Source organism: Pseudomonas sp. ANT_J12, assembly GCF_008370045.1.
In the GTDB taxonomy this organism is placed as follows: domain Bacteria; phylum Pseudomonadota; class Gammaproteobacteria; order Pseudomonadales; family Pseudomonadaceae; genus Aquipseudomonas.
The window spans coordinates 82,139-99,352 of sequence record NZ_VOBN01000021.1; the positions used below are offsets into that span (position 1 = coordinate 82,139).

General features: G+C 59.8%; 18 protein-coding genes, 1 tRNA gene and 1 pseudogene. 12 read left to right on the top strand and 8 right to left on the bottom strand.

Translation table 11 applies throughout. The features are described 5' to 3' along the window. Nucleotides 1-244: 244 nt before the first annotated feature. From ccoN to FQ192_RS28390, 3 genes are all read left to right on the top strand, one after another. Nucleotides 245-1,672, top strand: a complete 1,428-nt coding sequence (ccoN, locus tag FQ192_RS28380; RefSeq protein WP_149661491.1) for a cytochrome-c oxidase, cbb3-type subunit I — start codon at nt 245-247, stop codon at nt 1,670-1,672. An 8-nt stretch (nt 1,673-1,680) separates the two neighbouring features. Beyond that, the gene (locus FQ192_RS28385; protein ID WP_149661492.1) at nt 1,681-1,902 is read left to right on the top strand and encodes a cbb3-type cytochrome c oxidase subunit 3; all 222 of its coding nucleotides are present in this window, start codon (nt 1,681-1,683) and stop codon (nt 1,900-1,902) included. Nucleotides 1,903-2,153: 251 nt separating this feature from the next. Continuing rightward, nucleotides 2,154-2,540: a putative Ig domain-containing protein gene (locus FQ192_RS28390; RefSeq protein WP_149661493.1), complete on the top strand. Its 387-nt coding sequence runs from the start codon at nt 2,154-2,156 to the stop codon at nt 2,538-2,540. 24 nt (nt 2,541-2,564) lie between these two features. Here the strand turns inward: FQ192_RS28390 and FQ192_RS28395 are convergent, their stop codons facing one another. Beyond that, complete coding sequence (locus FQ192_RS28395) at nt 2,565-3,059, bottom strand: hypothetical protein (RefSeq protein WP_149661494.1); 495 nt, start codon at nt 3,057-3,059, stop codon at nt 2,565-2,567. Between the two features lie 70 nt (nt 3,060-3,129). After that, nucleotides 3,130-3,891, bottom strand: coding sequence for an AraC family transcriptional regulator (locus FQ192_RS28400; RefSeq protein WP_149661495.1), 762 nt, complete (start codon nt 3,889-3,891; stop codon nt 3,130-3,132). A gap of 79 nt (nt 3,892-3,970) precedes the next feature. Between FQ192_RS28400 and FQ192_RS28405 the strand changes: the two genes are divergently transcribed. Next, complete coding sequence (locus FQ192_RS28405) at nt 3,971-4,663, top strand: aspartate/glutamate racemase family protein (protein ID WP_149661496.1); 693 nt, start codon at nt 3,971-3,973, stop codon at nt 4,661-4,663. 1 nt (nt 4,664) lies between these two features. Here FQ192_RS28405 and FQ192_RS28410 read toward each other — a convergent pair whose 3' ends face one another. The 4 genes from FQ192_RS28410 to FQ192_RS28425 all read right to left on the bottom strand — a co-directional run bounded on the left by FQ192_RS28410 (nt 4,665) and on the right by FQ192_RS28425 (nt 8,454). Continuing rightward, nucleotides 4,665-5,186, bottom strand: a complete 522-nt coding sequence (locus FQ192_RS28410) for a GNAT family N-acetyltransferase (protein WP_149661497.1) — start codon at nt 5,184-5,186, stop codon at nt 4,665-4,667. Between the two features lie 183 nt (nt 5,187-5,369). Next, a complete protein-coding gene (locus FQ192_RS28415) occupies nt 5,370-6,653 on the bottom strand; it encodes a DSD1 family PLP-dependent enzyme (RefSeq protein ID WP_149661498.1) in 1,284 nt (427 codons plus the stop codon). Continuing rightward, the gene (locus FQ192_RS28420) at nt 6,653-8,047 is read right to left on the bottom strand and encodes a D-arabinono-1,4-lactone oxidase (protein ID WP_149661499.1); all 1,395 of its coding nucleotides are present in this window, start codon (nt 8,045-8,047) and stop codon (nt 6,653-6,655) included. Before FQ192_RS28420 ends, FQ192_RS28415 begins: the two co-directional genes overlap by 1 nt. 17 nt (nt 8,048-8,064) lie before the next feature. After that, nucleotides 8,065-8,454 (bottom strand): cytochrome c5 family protein, encoded by a 390-nt coding sequence (locus tag FQ192_RS28425; RefSeq protein WP_149661500.1) that lies wholly within the window; start codon nt 8,452-8,454, stop codon nt 8,065-8,067. Between the two features lie 253 nt (nt 8,455-8,707). On the opposite strand from FQ192_RS28425, the gene FQ192_RS28430 reads away from it, so the two are divergent. Both FQ192_RS28430 and FQ192_RS28435 read left to right on the top strand, forming a co-directional pair. Continuing rightward, a complete protein-coding gene (locus tag FQ192_RS28430; RefSeq protein ID WP_149661501.1) occupies nt 8,708-10,333 on the top strand; it encodes an NADP-dependent glyceraldehyde-3-phosphate dehydrogenase in 1,626 nt (541 codons plus the stop codon). Between the two features lie 38 nt (nt 10,334-10,371). Next, entirely contained in the window at nt 10,372-11,409 is a 1,038-nt protein-coding gene (locus FQ192_RS28435) for an FUSC family protein (RefSeq protein ID WP_178129264.1), read from the top strand. Between the two features lie 3 nt (nt 11,410-11,412). On the opposite strand, the gene FQ192_RS28440 is transcribed toward FQ192_RS28435, so the two are convergent. Then, nucleotides 11,413-12,306, bottom strand: coding sequence for a DMT family transporter (locus FQ192_RS28440; RefSeq protein WP_149661503.1), 894 nt, complete (start codon nt 12,304-12,306; stop codon nt 11,413-11,415). A 135-nt stretch (nt 12,307-12,441) separates the two neighbouring features. Between FQ192_RS28440 and FQ192_RS28445 the strand changes: the two genes are divergently transcribed. The 3 genes from FQ192_RS28445 (at nt 12,442) to FQ192_RS28455 (ending at nt 14,043) form a co-directional block, all read left to right on the top strand. Continuing rightward, nucleotides 12,442-12,879: an Lrp/AsnC family transcriptional regulator gene (locus FQ192_RS28445; protein ID WP_133839030.1), complete on the top strand. Its 438-nt coding sequence runs from the start codon at nt 12,442-12,444 to the stop codon at nt 12,877-12,879. A 57-nt stretch (nt 12,880-12,936) separates the two neighbouring features. Continuing rightward, nucleotides 12,937-13,266, top strand: a complete 330-nt coding sequence (locus tag FQ192_RS28450) for a YceK/YidQ family lipoprotein (RefSeq protein WP_149661504.1) — start codon at nt 12,937-12,939, stop codon at nt 13,264-13,266. A gap of 108 nt (nt 13,267-13,374) precedes the next feature. After that, on the top strand, nt 13,375-14,043 hold the full coding sequence (locus FQ192_RS28455) for a hypothetical protein (protein WP_149661505.1): 669 nt from the start codon (nt 13,375-13,377) through the stop codon (nt 14,041-14,043). Nucleotides 14,044-14,121: 78 nt separating this feature from the next. On the opposite strand, the gene FQ192_RS28460 is transcribed toward FQ192_RS28455, so the two are convergent. Next, nucleotides 14,122-14,793, bottom strand: coding sequence for a Bax inhibitor-1/YccA family protein (locus FQ192_RS28460; RefSeq protein WP_149661506.1), 672 nt, complete (start codon nt 14,791-14,793; stop codon nt 14,122-14,124). A 123-nt stretch (nt 14,794-14,916) separates the two neighbouring features. Here FQ192_RS28460 and FQ192_RS28465 point away from each other — a divergent pair. The 3 genes and pseudogenes from FQ192_RS28465 to FQ192_RS34675 all read left to right on the top strand — a co-directional run. Further along, a tRNA-Ser gene (locus FQ192_RS28465) sits at nt 14,917-15,004 on the top strand. A 325-nt stretch (nt 15,005-15,329) separates the two neighbouring features. Beyond that, the gene (locus tag FQ192_RS28470) at nt 15,330-16,661 is read left to right on the top strand and encodes an IS4 family transposase (RefSeq protein WP_149661507.1); all 1,332 of its coding nucleotides are present in this window, start codon (nt 15,330-15,332) and stop codon (nt 16,659-16,661) included. A gap of 329 nt (nt 16,662-16,990) precedes the next feature. After that, nucleotides 16,991-17,095, top strand: a pseudogene (locus tag FQ192_RS34675) (cysteine hydrolase); the annotation flags it as partial. Between the last annotated feature and the right edge of the window lie 119 nt (nt 17,096-17,214).

Below are 17,214 nucleotides of genomic sequence, written 5' to 3' on the forward strand. Positions count from 1 at the left end.
GGGTTGATCGGGCTCTGCGGCCCGTTTTCGATGAAGCGACTATGGACCTACGGCGCAGCACGTTACAGACCCACCTGAAACCTAAAAAACCGTATCAGAGCGCGTCAGATCGCCGCAGGACTGCCTTAATCTGATCCGTATAAATCAAGTTTTCCTGAGTCTGTTTTGTTTCCGGCAAGGTTTCTACAGTGCATCCCATGCCAGACCGGGTGGCCTGGCAAGACTTTGCATGGATGAACTGACCATGAGCACAGCAACAATCGGACAGGCCTATAACTACAAGGTCGTCCGCCAATTCGTCATCGCGACCATTGTCTGGGGTGTGGTGGGCATGGCCATGGGCGTGTTTATCGCCTCGCAACTGGTCTGGCCCGAGATGAACCTCGACCTGCCGTGGACCACCTTCGGCCGCTTGCGCCCGCTGCACACCAGCCTGGTGATTTTCGGGTTTGCCGGCAGCGCCCAATTCGCCGCCAGCTACTACGCGGTGCAACGCACCTGCCAGGTGCGGCTGTACTCGGACAAGCTCGCCGCGTTCACCTTCTGGGGCTGGCAATCGGTGATCGTGATCATGCTGATCACCCTGCCGCTGGGCTACACCACCACCAAGGAATACGCCGAGATCGAGTTCTCCGGCGCAGTGTGGATGACCGTGGTCTGGGTCGCCTACGCCATCGTGTTCTTCACCACCGTGGTGCAGCGCAAGACCAAGCACATCTACGTCGGCAACTGGTTCTTCGGCGCGTTCATCGTGGTGATCGCCATGCTGCACGTGGTCAATCACCTGTCGATTCCGGTGGACTGGTTCAAGTCCTACCCGGTGTATTCCGGGGCCACCGACGCCATGGTGCAGTGGTGGTACGGGCACAACGCGGTGGGCTTCTTCCTGACCACCGGGTTCCTGGGGATGATGTATTACTTCGTGCCGAAACAAGTGGGTCGGCCGGTGTATTCCTATCGTTTGTCGATCGTGCATTTCTGGGCGCTGATCACCCTGTACATCTGGGCCGGCCCGCACCACCTGCACTACACCGCGCTGCCGGACTGGGCGCAGTCGCTGGGCATGGCGATGTCGCTGATCCTGCTGGCGCCGAGCTGGGGCGGGATGATCAACGGCATGATGACGCTCTCCGGCGCGTGGCATAAGTTGCGCACCGACCCAATCCTGCGCTTCCTCGTCCTGTCCCTGGCGTTCTACGGCATGTCCACGTTCGAAGGGCCGATGATGGCGATCAAAACGGTGAACGCCCTTTCCCACTACACCGACTGGACCATCGGCCACGTCCACGCCGGCGCGCTCGGCTGGGTCGCGATGATCACCTTCGGCGCGATCTACCACATGGTGCCGAAAGTCTTCGGCCGCGAGCAGATGTTCAGCACGCCGCTGATCAACCTGCACTTCTGGCTGGCGACCATCGGCACCGTGCTCTACATCGCCTCAATGTGGGTCAACGGCATCACCCAGGGCCTGATGTGGCGCGCGATCAACGACGACGGCACGCTGACCTACTCCTTCGTCGAAGCCTTGCAGGCCAGCCATCCGGGGTTCGTGGTGCGGTTTGCCGGCGGCGTGTTCTTTCTCAGCGGCATGCTGCTGATGGCCTACAACACCTGGCGCACCGTGCGGGTATCCGACGTGGCGATGGCTGAACGTGAAGCGCAGATTGCCTGAGGTTCGAGATGATCGAGATAGCGTTGAATCTGTTCGGGATCGTGGGGTTCTGGCTGGCGATCGAGTATTGCCTGAAGCATCAGACGGCCGAGAGCCTGGAGGATGCGAGTTTGATGCCGTTTGCTGATGACCCGGAGGTGGCACGGCGGGTGGAGTTGGCGACGGGCAAAACTGTGAAGGCAGTGGCGCCGGAAGAGGCGAAGCCGGGGTGGGGCAACCTCGAAGTCTGATACCGATCGTTCCCACGCTCTGCGTGGGAATGCCTCAAGGGACGCTCCGCGTTCCAATGGGACGCAGAGCGTCCCGGGCTGCATTCCTTTGCTGCGCGTGGGAACGATCAAGTCACAAGGCAGCGGGAAGATGCTCGTCCCTCAACGGCGGATTGATCTAGAATCTGCCCGTTGAAAACACACTGCCAGGAACGTTCGCGGTTGGGTTCAAGCAATCAGCAGGATTCTTGATCGCCAATAGAAGAGCCACCATGAAACGTGCACTTTTTTCAATAATCGCGCTCTCGCTGCTGCTCGGCGGCTGTGAGCTGAGTCCCCTGGCGAGCTGCGCCGGGCGCGCACCGCTGACGATCCAACCCGACAATCTAGCGAGTGCTACAACCGGCAAGCCATATCGCGTCAGTGTCGAGGTAGAAAGACCGAACGTCGCCGTGGCCGGGTTTTATGTCGATCCGGCGCTACCACTGCCTGAAGGGTTGAAACTGGTTTATGAAGAGGGCCAGAACCATGCCGTTATCGTCGGCACACCGACAAAGCCCGGACGCTATGAAGTCTCGATTTACCTCAACACTTACGGCACCCAGTGCACCGGCCAGGCGGCGCAACGGACCTACACGCTAAACGTCGAGAGTCATTGAGGCCACACAGCGCCCGGTGTTCGATCAGCCGCGCTCGCGGGGAATCAGGCTCTGCAATTGCACCGCCAGGAAATCCGCATCAAACGCGAAGGTATCCGGGTCTTTCAGGCCATTGGTCTTGCGCCATTGCCAGCTGGTCGACGGCGGCAGGCAGACCAGCGAGATGCTGCCGTAACGCGCGGCGGTCAGGCCCATCACAGCCAGGGAGATCAGGCCACCGGCGCCCATCACGTCCGGTACGAATTCCACCGGTTTGCCGGCAATCACAATCGTCAGCTTCTCGGTCTTGAAGGTCGAAGTCTCGACCGGCACGCTCGGCCCGGACGCGACGTACAGCTCGCGGCTGACTTCCAGCAGGTTCGGGGCCTGGACCGGTTCCAGCCATTGCTGGATATGATCGAACAGCTCCCCAATACGCGTCGCCCACACGGCCGATTGCGCTTCAAACAATTGCTTCTTGTGCGCTTCGCTTTCTGCGTAGTGGCGAAGCATCTCGCCCAGTTGCCGTACGTCGTCCATTGCGGTGTTCCTTTGAGTGAAGCGGTGCTGCGGACTTTGAGCATGGCAGAAGCCAGCGGCCGGCGTACGACTAAAAGCGCGAGCGGTATTGGCTGGGGGTCATCGCCAGGTGTTTGCGGAAGGCGCTGCCCATGTGCGACTGATGGGCGAAGCCAGCGTCCAGGGCGATGCTGGCCAGGGGCAGATCCGTTTGCTCGATCATCCGTCGCGCCGCTTGCAGGCGCACTTCCACCAGATACGCGTGGGGCGTGAGGCCGATGGCGCGGGTGAAATCGCGCAGAAACCGCAATTCGTTGTGCCCGTAAGTGACGGCCAACTGCTCCAGCCTCAGGGGTTGATGGAACTGTTCGGCGATCTGATCCATGACTCGGGTCAGGGCCTTGGGGGTAGTCCGGGAATCTGTTTTTACCCCCGCTTGCCCCACCAGTTGCAGTGCCGCCTGCTCTAGCGCCAGTGCGTCGGGTTGCGGATCGAGCAGCAGGCGGCGCAGCGTCCGGGCCAGTCCCAAGGCCTCGCTTTGGCCGGCGAACTGTATCCGGTGATTGACTGACGGCAGGTGCTGACGGGCAAACCGTTCGTCCACCCGCAGCAACAGGTATTCGCCACCACTGGCCGATTCGGAAAACACCTCAACACCCACCGGCGTGTGCGCCAGGACGCCGGGCAAGGTGTCGAAGTCCACTCGACGGTCGGAATCGATGGCATGCACGCCTTGCTGACGCTCCAGGGTTACGCCAAGCGTGTGCCATTGCGCCGGATCCCGCGCGCTGTACGCCGCGCGCGGCAGCAGTTGCAGGCAGAGTTGATCGTCCAGCAGGCGTTGGCTCAGCATGTGAAATTTCCTGATAGATCGAAGCGCGGATCCACGGGAGACTCTCTGACAAAGGGTTGCCATTAAACAGGAGCACAGCATGCGCACCATCGGCCTTATCGGCGGCATGAGCTGGGAGTCCAGCGCCGAATACTATCGCCTGATCAACCAGCAGGTCCGCGACCGCCTCGGACCGTTGCGTTCGGCGCAGTTGTTAATGTACAGCGTCGACTTCGGGCCTGTCGAACAGGCCCAGCATGCCGGGCGCTGGGACGATGCGGCGGCGATCCTGGTGGATGCCGCGCGCAGGCTGGAAGCGGGCGGTGCCGAGTGCGTGGTGCTGTGTACCAACACCATGCACAAGGTGGCCGGGCAGATTCAGGCCGCGATCAGCATTCCGTTCCTGCACATCGCCGACCCGACCGGCCAGACGGCAGTCGAGGCCGGCGCGCTCAAGGTGGGCTTGCTGGGGACCGCGTTCACCATGGAACAGGATTTCCTCAAGGATTGCCTGAGCGCTATGGGCCTGACGGTGCTGGTGCCGGAAGCCGAGGAACGCCAAGCCGTGCACCGGATCATCTACGACGAGTTGTGCGTCGGGGTAATCAGTGATGCTTCGCGCAAGGTCTATCAGCAAGTCATCAAATCGCTCACCGCCCGGGGCGCCCAGGCGATCATCCTCGGGTGCACGGAAATCGGCCTGCTGATCAAACCCGAGCACAGCGCCCTGCCCCTGCTCGACACCACCGAACTGCATGCCCGGGCGGCAGTGGCGTTTGCCTTGGGTGATTGACTCAACCAGCCTTGGGCGTGGAACGCAGGCGCGCCATGCTCAAGGCATCCACCAGCACGCCGTCACGCACGGCGTAGTCGCGGAACAGGCCTTCGTCTTCAAAGCCGAATTTGCGGTAGAGCCCGATGGCGGCTTCGTTGTCGGCGTACACCGAGAGCTCGACCCGGCGAAGGTTCATCCAGTTGTCGGCGATGTCCAATGCCGTCGCCAGCAGCTTCGAGCCGACGCCCTTGCCCTGCCACTCCACCGCGACGCCCATGCCGATACTGCCGGCGTGGTTGCGGCGGATCCGGGAAAACTGCTCCAGGCCGATATTGCCAATGATCACACCCTGATGCAGCGCTACCAGTTGCACCACTCGCTCGTTTTCCGGCATCAGGCGTTTGCGCCAGACCTCGGTGGATTGAAACGGCATTTGCAGCACCTGGCGGGTGATCGCCGGGTCGTTGTAGAGCGCGGTGATGCCGTCGATGTGGGATTCGCTGAAGCGCTGGATCGTGATGATGGCGTCGGTGCTAGGCATGGTGATTCTTCCTTGAATGGCCCCTGACTCTAACCCGCGATCCACCTGAATGGCGAGCCCCCCCTGTAGGAGCGAGGCTTGCCCGCGAAGGCGGTGGATCAGGCAATAAAGAGGTGACTGACACACCGCCTTCGCGGGCAAGTCGGGTCGCCGCATCGCTCGCTCCTACAGGGATCTGCGCGCTCAGGTGTAGACCGGCCAGGTGTCGACGATTTTGCCACCGCGCACCGCCAGCAAATCCCCAAACTGCAACAACACCGATTCCGTCTGCGTCGGGCGCAAGAACACCTGATCTTCCACCGCCAGCCCCACGGCGCTGGAGCCATTGACCATTTCCTGGTTGGAGCTGCGGCCGTACACGCCGTTGCTCTGTAACCCCAGGGGTGATTCGAACTCGGCCATCCAGTTGCCGCCGTAAATAAAGAACGTCTCGCGCTGATTGGCGTCCCACCACGAGAACAGTTTCGACTTGTCATCCAGCGCCGGAATGTTCACCGCCCCGGTCCTTTTCAACACCGGCGTGGCGATGTACGCCGCCGGCACATGGTCCACCAGCGACGGCAAATCGTAGTGCGTCGGCTTGAGCATCGCCGTCCCCACGGACACTTCAGTGCTCACGCGTTCCTGTTCGTGCATGCGATAACTCGGGCTACCGGCGGTGTTAAGCGTCAGCCCTTCGCGCCACAGACCGGGGTACTGCTGGCGGGTGAAATCGACGCAGCGGTTGTAGATCACCATCACTTTTTCAAACAGTGCCTCGGGTGAACCGAGAATCCCCGGCACACCCATGCCCACGAACGGGTCGTAGCCCATGAACCCGGCGAATTCCAGGTGCTGCGGGTGCGCGCTGATCAGCGCCAGCATCTGCCCGAGCACGTCCAAATCGCTGACGCCGCCACGGTGCAGGCCAACGTCCAGTTCGATATTGACCCGCAACCGCGCGCCCAATCCTTGCGCCAGCGCCAGGTATTGCTGAAGCCTTTGCGGGGTATCGAGCAGCCACTGCAATTGCTTCGCCGGGTTGAACGGCCCCTTGTGGGTTTCGTAAAACAGCTGCGCCGAGCGCACCGGCAGCGGTTTGCCCAGCAGGAGGTCGGCGTCGGGAAACAGCACGGCGTCATGGTTGAGAAACGGCTGGTGAAACGACATCAAGCGCTTCGTCCCGGCGCGCCGAGCGATGTAACTCAGCAGCCCAGGTGCCGGCAGGGATTTCTCCACCAGACGCAGGTGTTTGCCGGCGCGCTGGACCGACTTCATTACCACGTCGATGTTGTGATCGAGGCGATCCAGATCGATCAGCATCACCGGACGCATCGGGCCGTGAGCGTTCAGTTCACGGTTCAAGGCGCGGAAATAATCGCTGTACGGCCCTCCTCGATCCCCCGGCCGTAGCCAGGCGCCTACACCCACCAGCAAGGCGCCCACGCCCAAGGTGCCGAGCAGGAAACTGCGGCGATTGATGGCCATCAGTTCACCCCCAGAATCGACGACAAATGCGCGTTGAGAAACTTGCCGCTGGGGTCCAGCGCCTGGCGAACATCAATGAATGCCCGCCAGTGCGGGTACAGCGGCTGCAGGTTTTTGGCGTTCAACGTGTGCAACTTGCCCCAGTGCGGCCGGCCGTTGTATTTCCAGAAGATCGGCTCCACGGCGGCGAAGAAATTGTGATGATCCATCTGGTAATGCTGGTGGACCGAGATCGAACAACTGTCGCGGCCCTCGAACATGCTCAGGGGAATGTCATCGGCTTTCACATAGCGATACTCGATGGGAAACCAGGTGCGCAGGTCTTTGTCCTGAATCAGCTTGAGGATCTCGCGCAAGCAGGCCGGGCCGTGTTCCGCCGGCACTGAATACTCCATCTCGTTGAACCGCACGGTGCGCACGTTGGCGTAGATGTCGAACGAGTCGCCCACCCGGTCGTCGAAACTGGCGAGGTGGCGCAGGTTGTTGAGCAGCGTGCGGCGCAGGTCGGGGAAGTCGCTGGCGTACTTGTCGATTTTTTCGATCAGGGTCACGAACTCGTTGCCGCCCTCCTCATCCGCCGGGATCGGTGGCGTGGCCGGGTCGGTGGTTTCGTTCAGGGCAATCGACAAGGCGTAGTCGGAATGAGTCACCACGAGCATTTCCCAGTGCTGGTTTTCCCGGGTGTTCTTGTCGAGGTCTTCCAGCAGCTCTTCGGTCTTGGCGATCCACTGGCGCTCCCGTAGCCGATACGCCGGGCGATTTTGCAGACGGATTTTGGTGGCCACGCCCAACGCGCCGAGGGAGACCCGGGCGGCGCTGAACACCTCGGGATGGCGGGTGCTGTCGCAGTCCAATACGTCGCCGCTGGCAGTCACCAGTTGCAAGCCGCAGACGTGGGCCGAATAGGACTGAAAGGTTTTGCCGGTGCCATGGGTCGAGGTGGAGATGGCGCCGGCGAGGGTCTGATAGTCGATGTCGGCCATGTTGGGCAGGGCCTGGCCGATGTCCTTGAGCGGTGTGCCCATGCGTGACATCGGCGTGCCGGCGGCGAACTCGGCCTGCAAGGTCTGGGGGTCGTGATCGAGCAGGCCGGTGAAGTAGCTCAGGGACACCAGCGTGCCGTCGGTGGGCACCAGGGCGCTGAAGGAGTGAGCCGAGCCGACCGGGCGGATTTTGCCGGGGGCCTGATGGATGACTTGGGTCAGTTCATCGAGGTTCTTCGGCGCCAGTCGCGCCGCTGGCAGGCAACTCTGGCCGCCGGACCAGTTGCGCCAGGGAATCAGTCGCGGCGCGCGCAACAACTCGGCCAGCGCCGGGCTTGCGCCGAGCACGGTAAAGGCGCCGATAACGCTCGCCCGTTGCAGTAACTGACGTCGTGTCAGGTCCATCGTCATGGGTGCACCTGCCGTTCTTATTGTGGGATGGACTGACCGGACATGAAGGCAATCAGTGCGAGGAACTCGTCCTCCGAACACTGCATGCACAGGCCCATCGGCGGCATGCCGTTGTAGCCGTTGATCGCGTGATCGAGCAGCGTGTCAGCGCCTTGCTGCACCCGCGGTTCCCAGGCTTTTTGATTGCCGGTCAGCGGTGCGCCGGCGGCGGGGTTGGCGTGGCAGAGCTTGCAACTGTTGGCGTAGACCTGGGCCAGTGCGGTGTCTGTGGGCATGGCGTTGGCCACTTCGCTGCGGGTGACCGGTGGCTTTGGCTCATCACCGCAACCGCTCAGCAGCGCGGCGAAGACGCAGCCCACCAACGCCAAACAACGGCTAGGCTTTTCAGTGAATCGACGTGCCCGCATGGCGGTCCTCTCTTGTGGCGCCCCGCAGCGGGAGACACCTTTTTATTGTGATCAAGGCGAGGTCAACACTAAGGCACCAGCGCGCCAGGGTTGAGGGCATTGGGGGCCAACTAGGGGGGCATCTGAGGCCATGACCCGTTCCGCCCTTCAAATGACCGAGCGACACAAACGCTGAGATGAGTCATGACAAGCAAGGGTCAGGTCTGCTAAAACGATTCATCAGCGCATCACAGAATCCAGACGGGGTAGCGACATGACCACAGCACACATCCTTGGCAATCTGTTTCCCGACAGCAGCGACATCCCGGAAAAATACCGCCTCGACGGCCAGACCGAGCAGCGCGAATACCTGGTCGACGGCGAACTGCGCACCTGGAACGGCCCCCTCGCCCAAGTCCGCAGCCCGGTGTACCTGACCGGCGAAAATGGCGACGAGCAAGTGATCCTCGGCAGCACGCCGTTGCTGGACGCCGAAACCGCCCTGACCGCCCTCGACGCCGCCGTCCGCGCCTACGACCGTGGCCAGGGCCTGTGGCCGACCATGCGCGTGGCCGAGCGGATCCAGCACGTCGAAGCCTTCCTCGGACGCATGCGCCAACAACGTGAGGCGGTGGTGAAGTTGCTGATGTGGGAAATCGGCAAGAACCTCAAGGACTCGGAAAAAGAGTTCGACCGCACCTGCGATTACATCGTCGACACCATCAACGCCCTCAAGGAACTCGACCGCCGCTCCAGCCGTTTCGAACTGGAGCAGGACACCCTCGGCCAAATCCGCCGCGTACCGCTGGGCGTCGCCTTGTGCATGGGGCCTTACAACTATCCGCTGAACGAAACCTTTACCACGCTGATCCCGGCGCTGATCATGGGCAACACCGTGGTGTTCAAACCGGCCAAGCTCGGCGTGCTGTTGATCCGGCCGTTGCTGGAAGCGTTCCGCGACAGCTTCCCGACCGGCGTGATCAACGTGATCTACGGCAGCGGCCGGGAAACCGTCAGCGCGCTGATGGCCAGCGGCAAGATCGATATCTTTGCGTTTATCGGCACTAACAAAGCGGCCAGTGACCTGAAGAAACTGCACCCGAAACCACACCGCTTGCGCGCGGCATTGGGCCTGGATGCGAAGAACCCCGGCATCGTCCTTCCCGAAGTCGATCTGGACAACGCCGTCAGCGAAGCGCTCACCGGTTCCCTGTCGTTCAATGGCCAGCGCTGCACCGCGCTGAAAATCCTCTTCGTCCACGAAGACGTGGTCGAGTCGTTCATCGAGAAATTCAACGCCAGACTCGCCACCCTCAAACCCGGCATGCCGTGGGACAGCGGCGTGGCCCTGACCCCGCTGCCGGAAGCGAGCAAGGTCGATTACCTGCATTCGCTGGTGGCGGATGCGGTGAGCAAAGGCGCTGCCGTGGTCAACCCCAACGGCGGCCAGGCCCGGGCGTCGTTCTTCTACCCGGCGGTGCTGTTCCCGGTGAACCCGCAGATGCGCGTCTATCAGGAAGAACAGTTCGGCCCCGTGGTGCCGATCGTGCCCTACCGGCATCTGGACACGGTGATCGACTACGTCCTGGAATCGGATTTCGGCCAACAGTTGAGCATCTTCGGTACGAACCCGGTGGCGGTCGGCCGACTGGTCGACACCTTTGCCAATCAGGTCGGGCGCATTAACATCAACGCCCAGTGCCAGCGCGGCCCGGACACCTTCCCGTTCAACGGTCGCAAGAACTCCGCCGAAGGCACTTTGTCGGTCCATGATGCGCTGCGGGTGTTTTCGATCCGCACGCTGGTGGCGACCAAGTTCCAGGACAGCAATAAAGCGCTCATCAGCGAGATCATTCGCGGGCGGGATTCGAGCTTCCTGACCACCGATTACATTTTCTGAGGAGACGCCATCTGAGCGCCTATCGCCTGCCACCGCTGATGCGTCGATTGCTGCGTCCATTGCTGGACCCGTATCGGCGCTATCGCAACGCGCGAGTGATCCACGCGGTGCGGGTGTCGCTAGGCTTGCTGGCGACGATCCTGCTGACCACCGGCATTCACCTGCCCCACGGCGAGTGGGCGTCGGTGACCATGCTGGTGGTGATCGGCGGCTTGCAGCATCACGGCAACATCGGCAAGAAAGCCGCCGAGCGGGCGATCGGCACCTTGATCGGCGCCGGTGTCGGCTTGCTACTGGTGGCGCAACAGGCCTGGTTCGGGATGCCGTGGCTGACGTATTTCGCGATGTCGGTGGTGTGCGGGTTGTTCTCGTATCACGCCATCGGCAAGGGCGGCTACACAGCGCTGCTGTCGGCGATTACCGTGTTTATCGTCGCCGGGCATGGCGATAACCCGGTCACCGACGGGTTGTGGCGCGGCGTGGACATTCTGATCGGCATTGCCCTGGCCCTGGCGTTTTCCTTCGCCCTGCCGCTGTACGCGGTGTTCTCCTGGCGCTACAACCTGGCCGACGCCTTGCGCGATTGCGCGACCCTTTATGGGCGCATCATCAATGGCCAACCGGTCACCGCGGACGAACACCTGAAGATCATGGGTCGCCTGAATACGGTGCTGGTGCAACTGCGCTCGCTGATGCCGTCGGTGTCCAAGGAAGTACGGATTTCCATGACTGAATTGGATGCCATTCAACGTAATCTGCGGATGTGCGTCAGCACCCTGGAAATCCTTGGCAACACGCGTCCGGATGCCAGTGATCCGGTGGCCATGGCGCATCTTCAAACCGCGTTGAAAGCCGAGCACCGGCAGATCCGCGTGCAGTTGATCGGCATGGCCCGGGCCTTGAAATCCGGGGCCGCCCAGCGGCTGAACCGGCCGGTGGAGCTGCCGGAAATCGGTCTCGACGCGCCGGTCTACAGTCCGCTGGATGGTTATCGTCTGTTGACCCGGCAACTGGCCGCGAACATCTGCGAAATGCGCCAGCGCCTGGCCAAGACTGCGCCGCGCTGGAACCTCTGAGGCTTACGGCGTGGCCGCCCGGCGCAGTTTCAGGCCCCAACCCTGCTGCATACCGGCAGCGGCCAGCAGGATAGCGGCCACACCGAGCCATTGCAGCGGCTCCAGGCGATGGCCGAACGCGAACCAGTCAACGAAAATCGCCGCAATCGGGTAGATGAACGACAGTGCGCCGGTCAGTGCCGTCGGCAGTTTCTGGATGGCGCCGTAGAGCAATACGTACATCAAACCAGTGTGCACGATGCCCAAGGTAACCAGGCTGGCCCAGGCACTCGGCGCTTGGGGCAATGCCGAAAAGTGCGCGAAAGGCGCGAGCAAAAGTACGCCGGTGCAGACCTGAATCAAGGCGATCAGGTGCGGCGGCGTGCCGGTCAGGCGCTTGATGATCAACGCAGCCACCGCATAAAGAAACGCCGCCCCCAGCGCCAGGCCGATCCCCATCAAGTAATCATTGCCGCCCGCCCCCTGCTCGCCATGGGCGCTGACAATCGCCAGCATTCCGAGAAAGGAAATACCCAGCCAGAACAGCTTCTGCAAGGTGATTTTCTCCCCGAGAAACAGCGCGGCCAAGCCGACCAACATGAACGGTTGAACGTTGTACACCGCCGTGCCAATGGCAATTGATGCACGGGAATAGGAGGCGAACAGCAGCACCCAGTTGCCGACAATCGCCATCCCGCTGAGCACGGCCAACAGAAACGTGGTGCGGGTCAGAATACCGGGGCGCAGGAAGCCGAAAGCCACGCAAATCAGCAACAAGGTGCCGGCACCAAATACGCAACGCCAGAACACCACGTCCAGCACCGGCTGGCCCGACACCAGCACGAACCAGCCGATGGTTCCGGAAATAAGCATGGCGGCGGTCATTTCGAATGACCCGCGCCGTAGTGTTTTGTCCATCATCAGACTCCTGTGTTTGAGCGCAAATTATGCCAATCCGTCGAACGTCTCCTCCAGCGCAAAAATCAGGCTAAACTCGATTTCTGCCTTTTTTATCGAGGCCGTTTTGTTTAATTGCCTAATCGAGGTTTCGCCATGACCGACGATATTGATCAAGTGCTGATCAGCGCCTTGATGGAAGACTCACGGCGCTCGCTCAAAGCCTTGGCGCAGATCAGCGGGTTGTCATCGCCCAGCGTGGCCGAGCGCCTGCGCCGACTCGAAGAACGCGGCGTGCTCAAAGGCTACACCGTAGAAATCGACCCCAGATGTTTTGGCTATCAGCTGCAAGCCATCGTGCGAATTCGCCCATTGCCTGGGCAATTGCAGGAAGTCGAGCGGCAGATCCAGGCCATTCCCGAATTCACCGAGTGCGATAAGGTCACCGGCGACGACTGCTTCATTGCGCGCCTGCATGTGCGCTCGATGGAACAACTGGACACCTTGCTCGACCGCCTCAACACCCACGCCGAGACCAACACAGCGATAGTGAAGAAAACCCCGGTCAAGCGCCGGTTGCCACCGATGGCGTGAGTGTGGTTTGGGGCTGAATGGGATAGATTGATGGTTTACCGGCGAAGGATTGGCGGCATGAAAACTCAGGCAATATTACTCGCCGCATTGATGCTGGTGGGTTGCGGCACTGTTCAAACGGTGGTGCGCAGTGACGAAGCGGCGGCAAAGAGTCTCAAGGAAAAAAGAAGCTACTGCGGTGCGGTTCCACGGATCTACAGTGGTGTGACCTATGATTTCTGCACCCTGCATGCGCCGCTGGAGGCAGGCGTCGATCCGGAGAAATACAACAACGGAACAATTATTGTGTTGATCGATGCGGTCATTTCCGGCGCACTTGACACCATGCTCCTGCCCTACACCATCTATCGCCAACAAGCCGATGGCAGCATTGTCGTGGCGGAGTAAGGAAGGCCCCTTTCCTGATCGTAATAGGCTTTTCGCTTTCACCACTCTTCATACACCGCTAGAGTGCGCACCCCGTTTGCCGACCGGCAACACTACAAGGAAGTATTTATGCGCCCGTTACTACGGCATCTCTGTGCCAGCGCCGTACCTCGTCTCGTGCGCAACCTGCTGCTGGGAAGCCTGATTATTCAAGCAACAGGCTGCGCGATGTTTTCCAATCATGTGACCCTCAAGACTGAGATGCCCGCCCAGTTTGTCGTGGACGTAACCGCCTCCTATCGTCCGCTGTTCACCAGTGTATGCATCTTGCCCGACGATTACGCCGGGGATCCCAATCCTGACAAAGCGATGTTTTACAGTCAGCTGTCCCCTACACCTCATACGTCTGAATTCGAGGTGGAGCTGGGCAAAAGAGTCGGCGATTGCACACTGGTGCTCAACAGTTTCGACTTCACGATCCGGGATCGGTCACAGGCCGGTCGCAATACGTTTGAAACCTCCACCGTTGGACTTGAAGTCGAAACATTCCTGAAGGAGGACGAGCAGCTCGCGACCAGGCTGGACGAGCAATTGCTTGAAGTACGCTGCCACTGGGAAGACGCGGACACCAAGAGTCGCCCTGAACGAAGACTCGAATGTCACGGCTTGGATGCCAATAAGCACGAGCGAAAGGGCGGGCAGTTGGGCATGTTGAAAATGAGACAGCTGCAGGGTCTGACGTTGCGGCTGAAAGTAAGCGCGGCCGATATGGTTGAAATATCCCGGCCTCTGAAATAAAGCGTACCTGTCCGATAGTGAAATAGACGTCCATAAAAAACCCGCCGAAGCGGGTTTTTTATTACTCAAGGCTTGCGATCAGTCATCGCGGCTCATGATGCCGAAGAGCTGCAACAGGCTGATAAACAGATTGTAGATCGATACATACAGGCTGATGGTCGCCATGATGTAGTTACGCTCGCCGCCATGAATGATGGCGCTGGTCTGGAACAGAATGCAGACCGAGGAAAACAGCACGAAACCTGCGCTGATCGCCAGTTGCAGACCGCTGATCTGGAAGAAGATGCTTGCCAGCGTCGCGCCCAGCAACACGAAGAACCCGGCGGTGATGAAACCACCGAGGAAGCTCATGTCCTTGCGAGTGATCAGCACATAGGCCGACAGACCACCGAACACCAGCGCAGTCATCGCGAAAGCGGAACTGACCACTTCAGCCCCGCCCTGCATGCCCAGGTAACGATTGAGGATTGGGCCAAGCAGGAAACCCATGAAACCGGTCAACGCAAAAGCCGACACCAGGCCCCAGGCCGAGTCACGAAGCTTGTTGGTAAGGAAGAAAAGGCCATAGAAGCCGATCAGCACCACGAAAATATTCGGGTAGCCGACACGCATCTGCTGTGCAACGAACGCCATCACACCGCTGAATGCGAGGGTGAGAGCGAGCAAGCCGTACGTGTTGCGCAGGACGCGGCTAACCTCTAGCTGCTCAGCCTGCACGCTGTTATTAACTGCGTAATCCTGTTCGCGCATGGCGACACTCCTGTTGGTTTGAAACGTTCAGTCGCAAAGATCATAACAGACGCTCTGTAACAAGCCATGCAGAGAGTTTGACAGCGTGTTTCATTCAGGTATTATGGCGCCCGCAACGCAAACGGAGGTGTGGCCGAGTGGTTTAAGGCAACGGTCTTGAAAACCGTCGACTGTAACAGGTCCATGAGTTCGAATCCCATCGCCTCCGCCATATTTACACGCTAAAGCCCTGATTATTCAGGGCTTTTTCGTTTCTGGTTTTTGACAAAACCCTGCAGCCCATACTTCAGCCCATACCTTGGATAAATCATCGATTTTCGATGAGCGGCTAATACTTGAACCCCTCATCGCTGGCAATCAGTGCGGCAGCAAGGATCGATCAGGTATGAAACGCGAAAGCATGTGGGGCCTGGGTTAACAAATAAAACGCATTCAAAAACGCCGCTCAATGAGCGTACTGCTGTTCACTTAAGCATTTGAGCTCACGCCGGGCTTCCTAGAAAATCCGATGCCAGACCTCTGGCATCGGATTTTTTATGTCTGTTCAACAGGACCTGCTCGACCTCGGCGACCTTTTCAACTTCTGCGACCTGAGCACCTTCACCCAAAACATTCCCATAGAGTGGGTCGCATCTGCACTGGATCTTTCCAGTCAGGCGACCATTCGCCGACGGCGCCTGCCCGCTGATCAAGTGCTTTGGCTGGTGCTCGGCATGGCCTTATTTCGTGACGAGCCGGTTCACGAGGTAGCCAGACGTTTGAACATCTACGCCCAAGGCCTGGCCTCAGACCACTTGCTGGCCCGCAGTGGTGTAACTGAAGCTCGTAAACCGCTCGGCGCCGATCCTGTTGAGTGGTTATTCCGCAAGACCGGCAACCAATGGGGCGCAGAGCGCTATGACGATGATGCCTGGCATGATCTGCAGGTCTTCGCGGTGGACGGTGCGCTTTTGCGCACCCCGGATGCGCCCGAGCTTCGAGATCACTTCGGGTCGGGAAATACTCCGAGCGAACGTCAGACACCGTTTCCGATGCTGCGCCTGGTGGCGCTAATGAATGTGCGTTCGCACGTGATCCTGGATGCACAATTGAGCCCTTACCGACGCAGTGAAATGCGCTTGGCCGACGAGTTTTTACAGCAGATTCCCGACCACTCGGTGACGCTGTTCGACAAAGGGTTCTGGGGCGCGGAGCTGCTGTCGAGCCTGAGCGGAACGGGCACCAACCGTCATTGGTTGATCCCGGCAAAAAAAGGACTGGTCTGCGAGGAAGTGGCCCGTTATGGCCAGCACGACCGTTTGGTGCGCATGAAAGTCTCGCCGCAGGCCAGAAAGCGAAATCCGACGCTTCCATCGCACTGGGAAGTACGCGAAGTCAGCTATGAAATTCAAGGCAAAGTGAAGACCATCATGACGTCGTTACCAGCCAAGACCTACACCACCAAGACCGTTGCCAAGCTTTATCAGGAGCGCTGGGAGATCGAGTTGGGCTTCAGGGACATCAAGAGTTCGATGCAACAGAACGCAATGACCTTGCGCAGCAAAAAAATCGAGCTGATCTATCAAGAAGTGTGGGGGCTTTTACTGGCTTACAACGTGATTCGTCGAGAGGCCAGTCAGGCGGCGGTGGCGTTTGGCCGAGCCCCCTCGGACATCCGTTTCAAACCGGCCTGCCAGTACATTGCCGTCCAACTGATCGTCATGGCAGCGGCTAACCCGGTTTCAGCGACAGGGAGGCGATTGGCAGAGCTAAGGGCAGGTATTGGAGGACTATTTCTGGATCACCGCCCCAGGCCTTCGAGGCCAAGGACGGTGAAGATCTCAAAGACCCGGTTTCCAGTGGACCGTAAGGCTGCTCCGCTTAAGTGAACAGCATCACGCTCAATGAGCGGCGTTTTCGATTTTGTGATGGGATGGAAACGAAGGCAGCAATCGGCCAGAAGCGGACCTCAATGAGCAATACAAGAAGTAGCCATCGCGTAGATCTTGTCCCCTTGCCAACCAGGCACCGTGCAGATACTGTCCGCTTATGAATCAGCTACGCATTGCCTCGACCACCACCACGACTACGACCGCCCTAGGCGGGTCGTGAGAGGTGTCGTGAGCCAATAACGCACGAACTTCAAAGGCCCGCCAGTGATGGAAAGGGCCTTTTCTTTTGCCCTTGTGTCGCTGGTCCAAACGCAAGGAAAAGCACTATGCATGCACTGTTGATTCTCGATATGCAGGTTGGATTGTTTCATGGCCCGGATGAACCATGGGCTGGTGAGGCGCTGCTGAATACGTTGAATAGTCTGTCTAGTCCTGAAATAGGTTTACACCTATTTCACCCTAACGCCCGATGCACCGCATCGGGCGTTTTGTATTTCAAGGACAGGTGTGGGCGTTCCTGGTTGTAGATCAGGATTGCCTCCCGCACCAT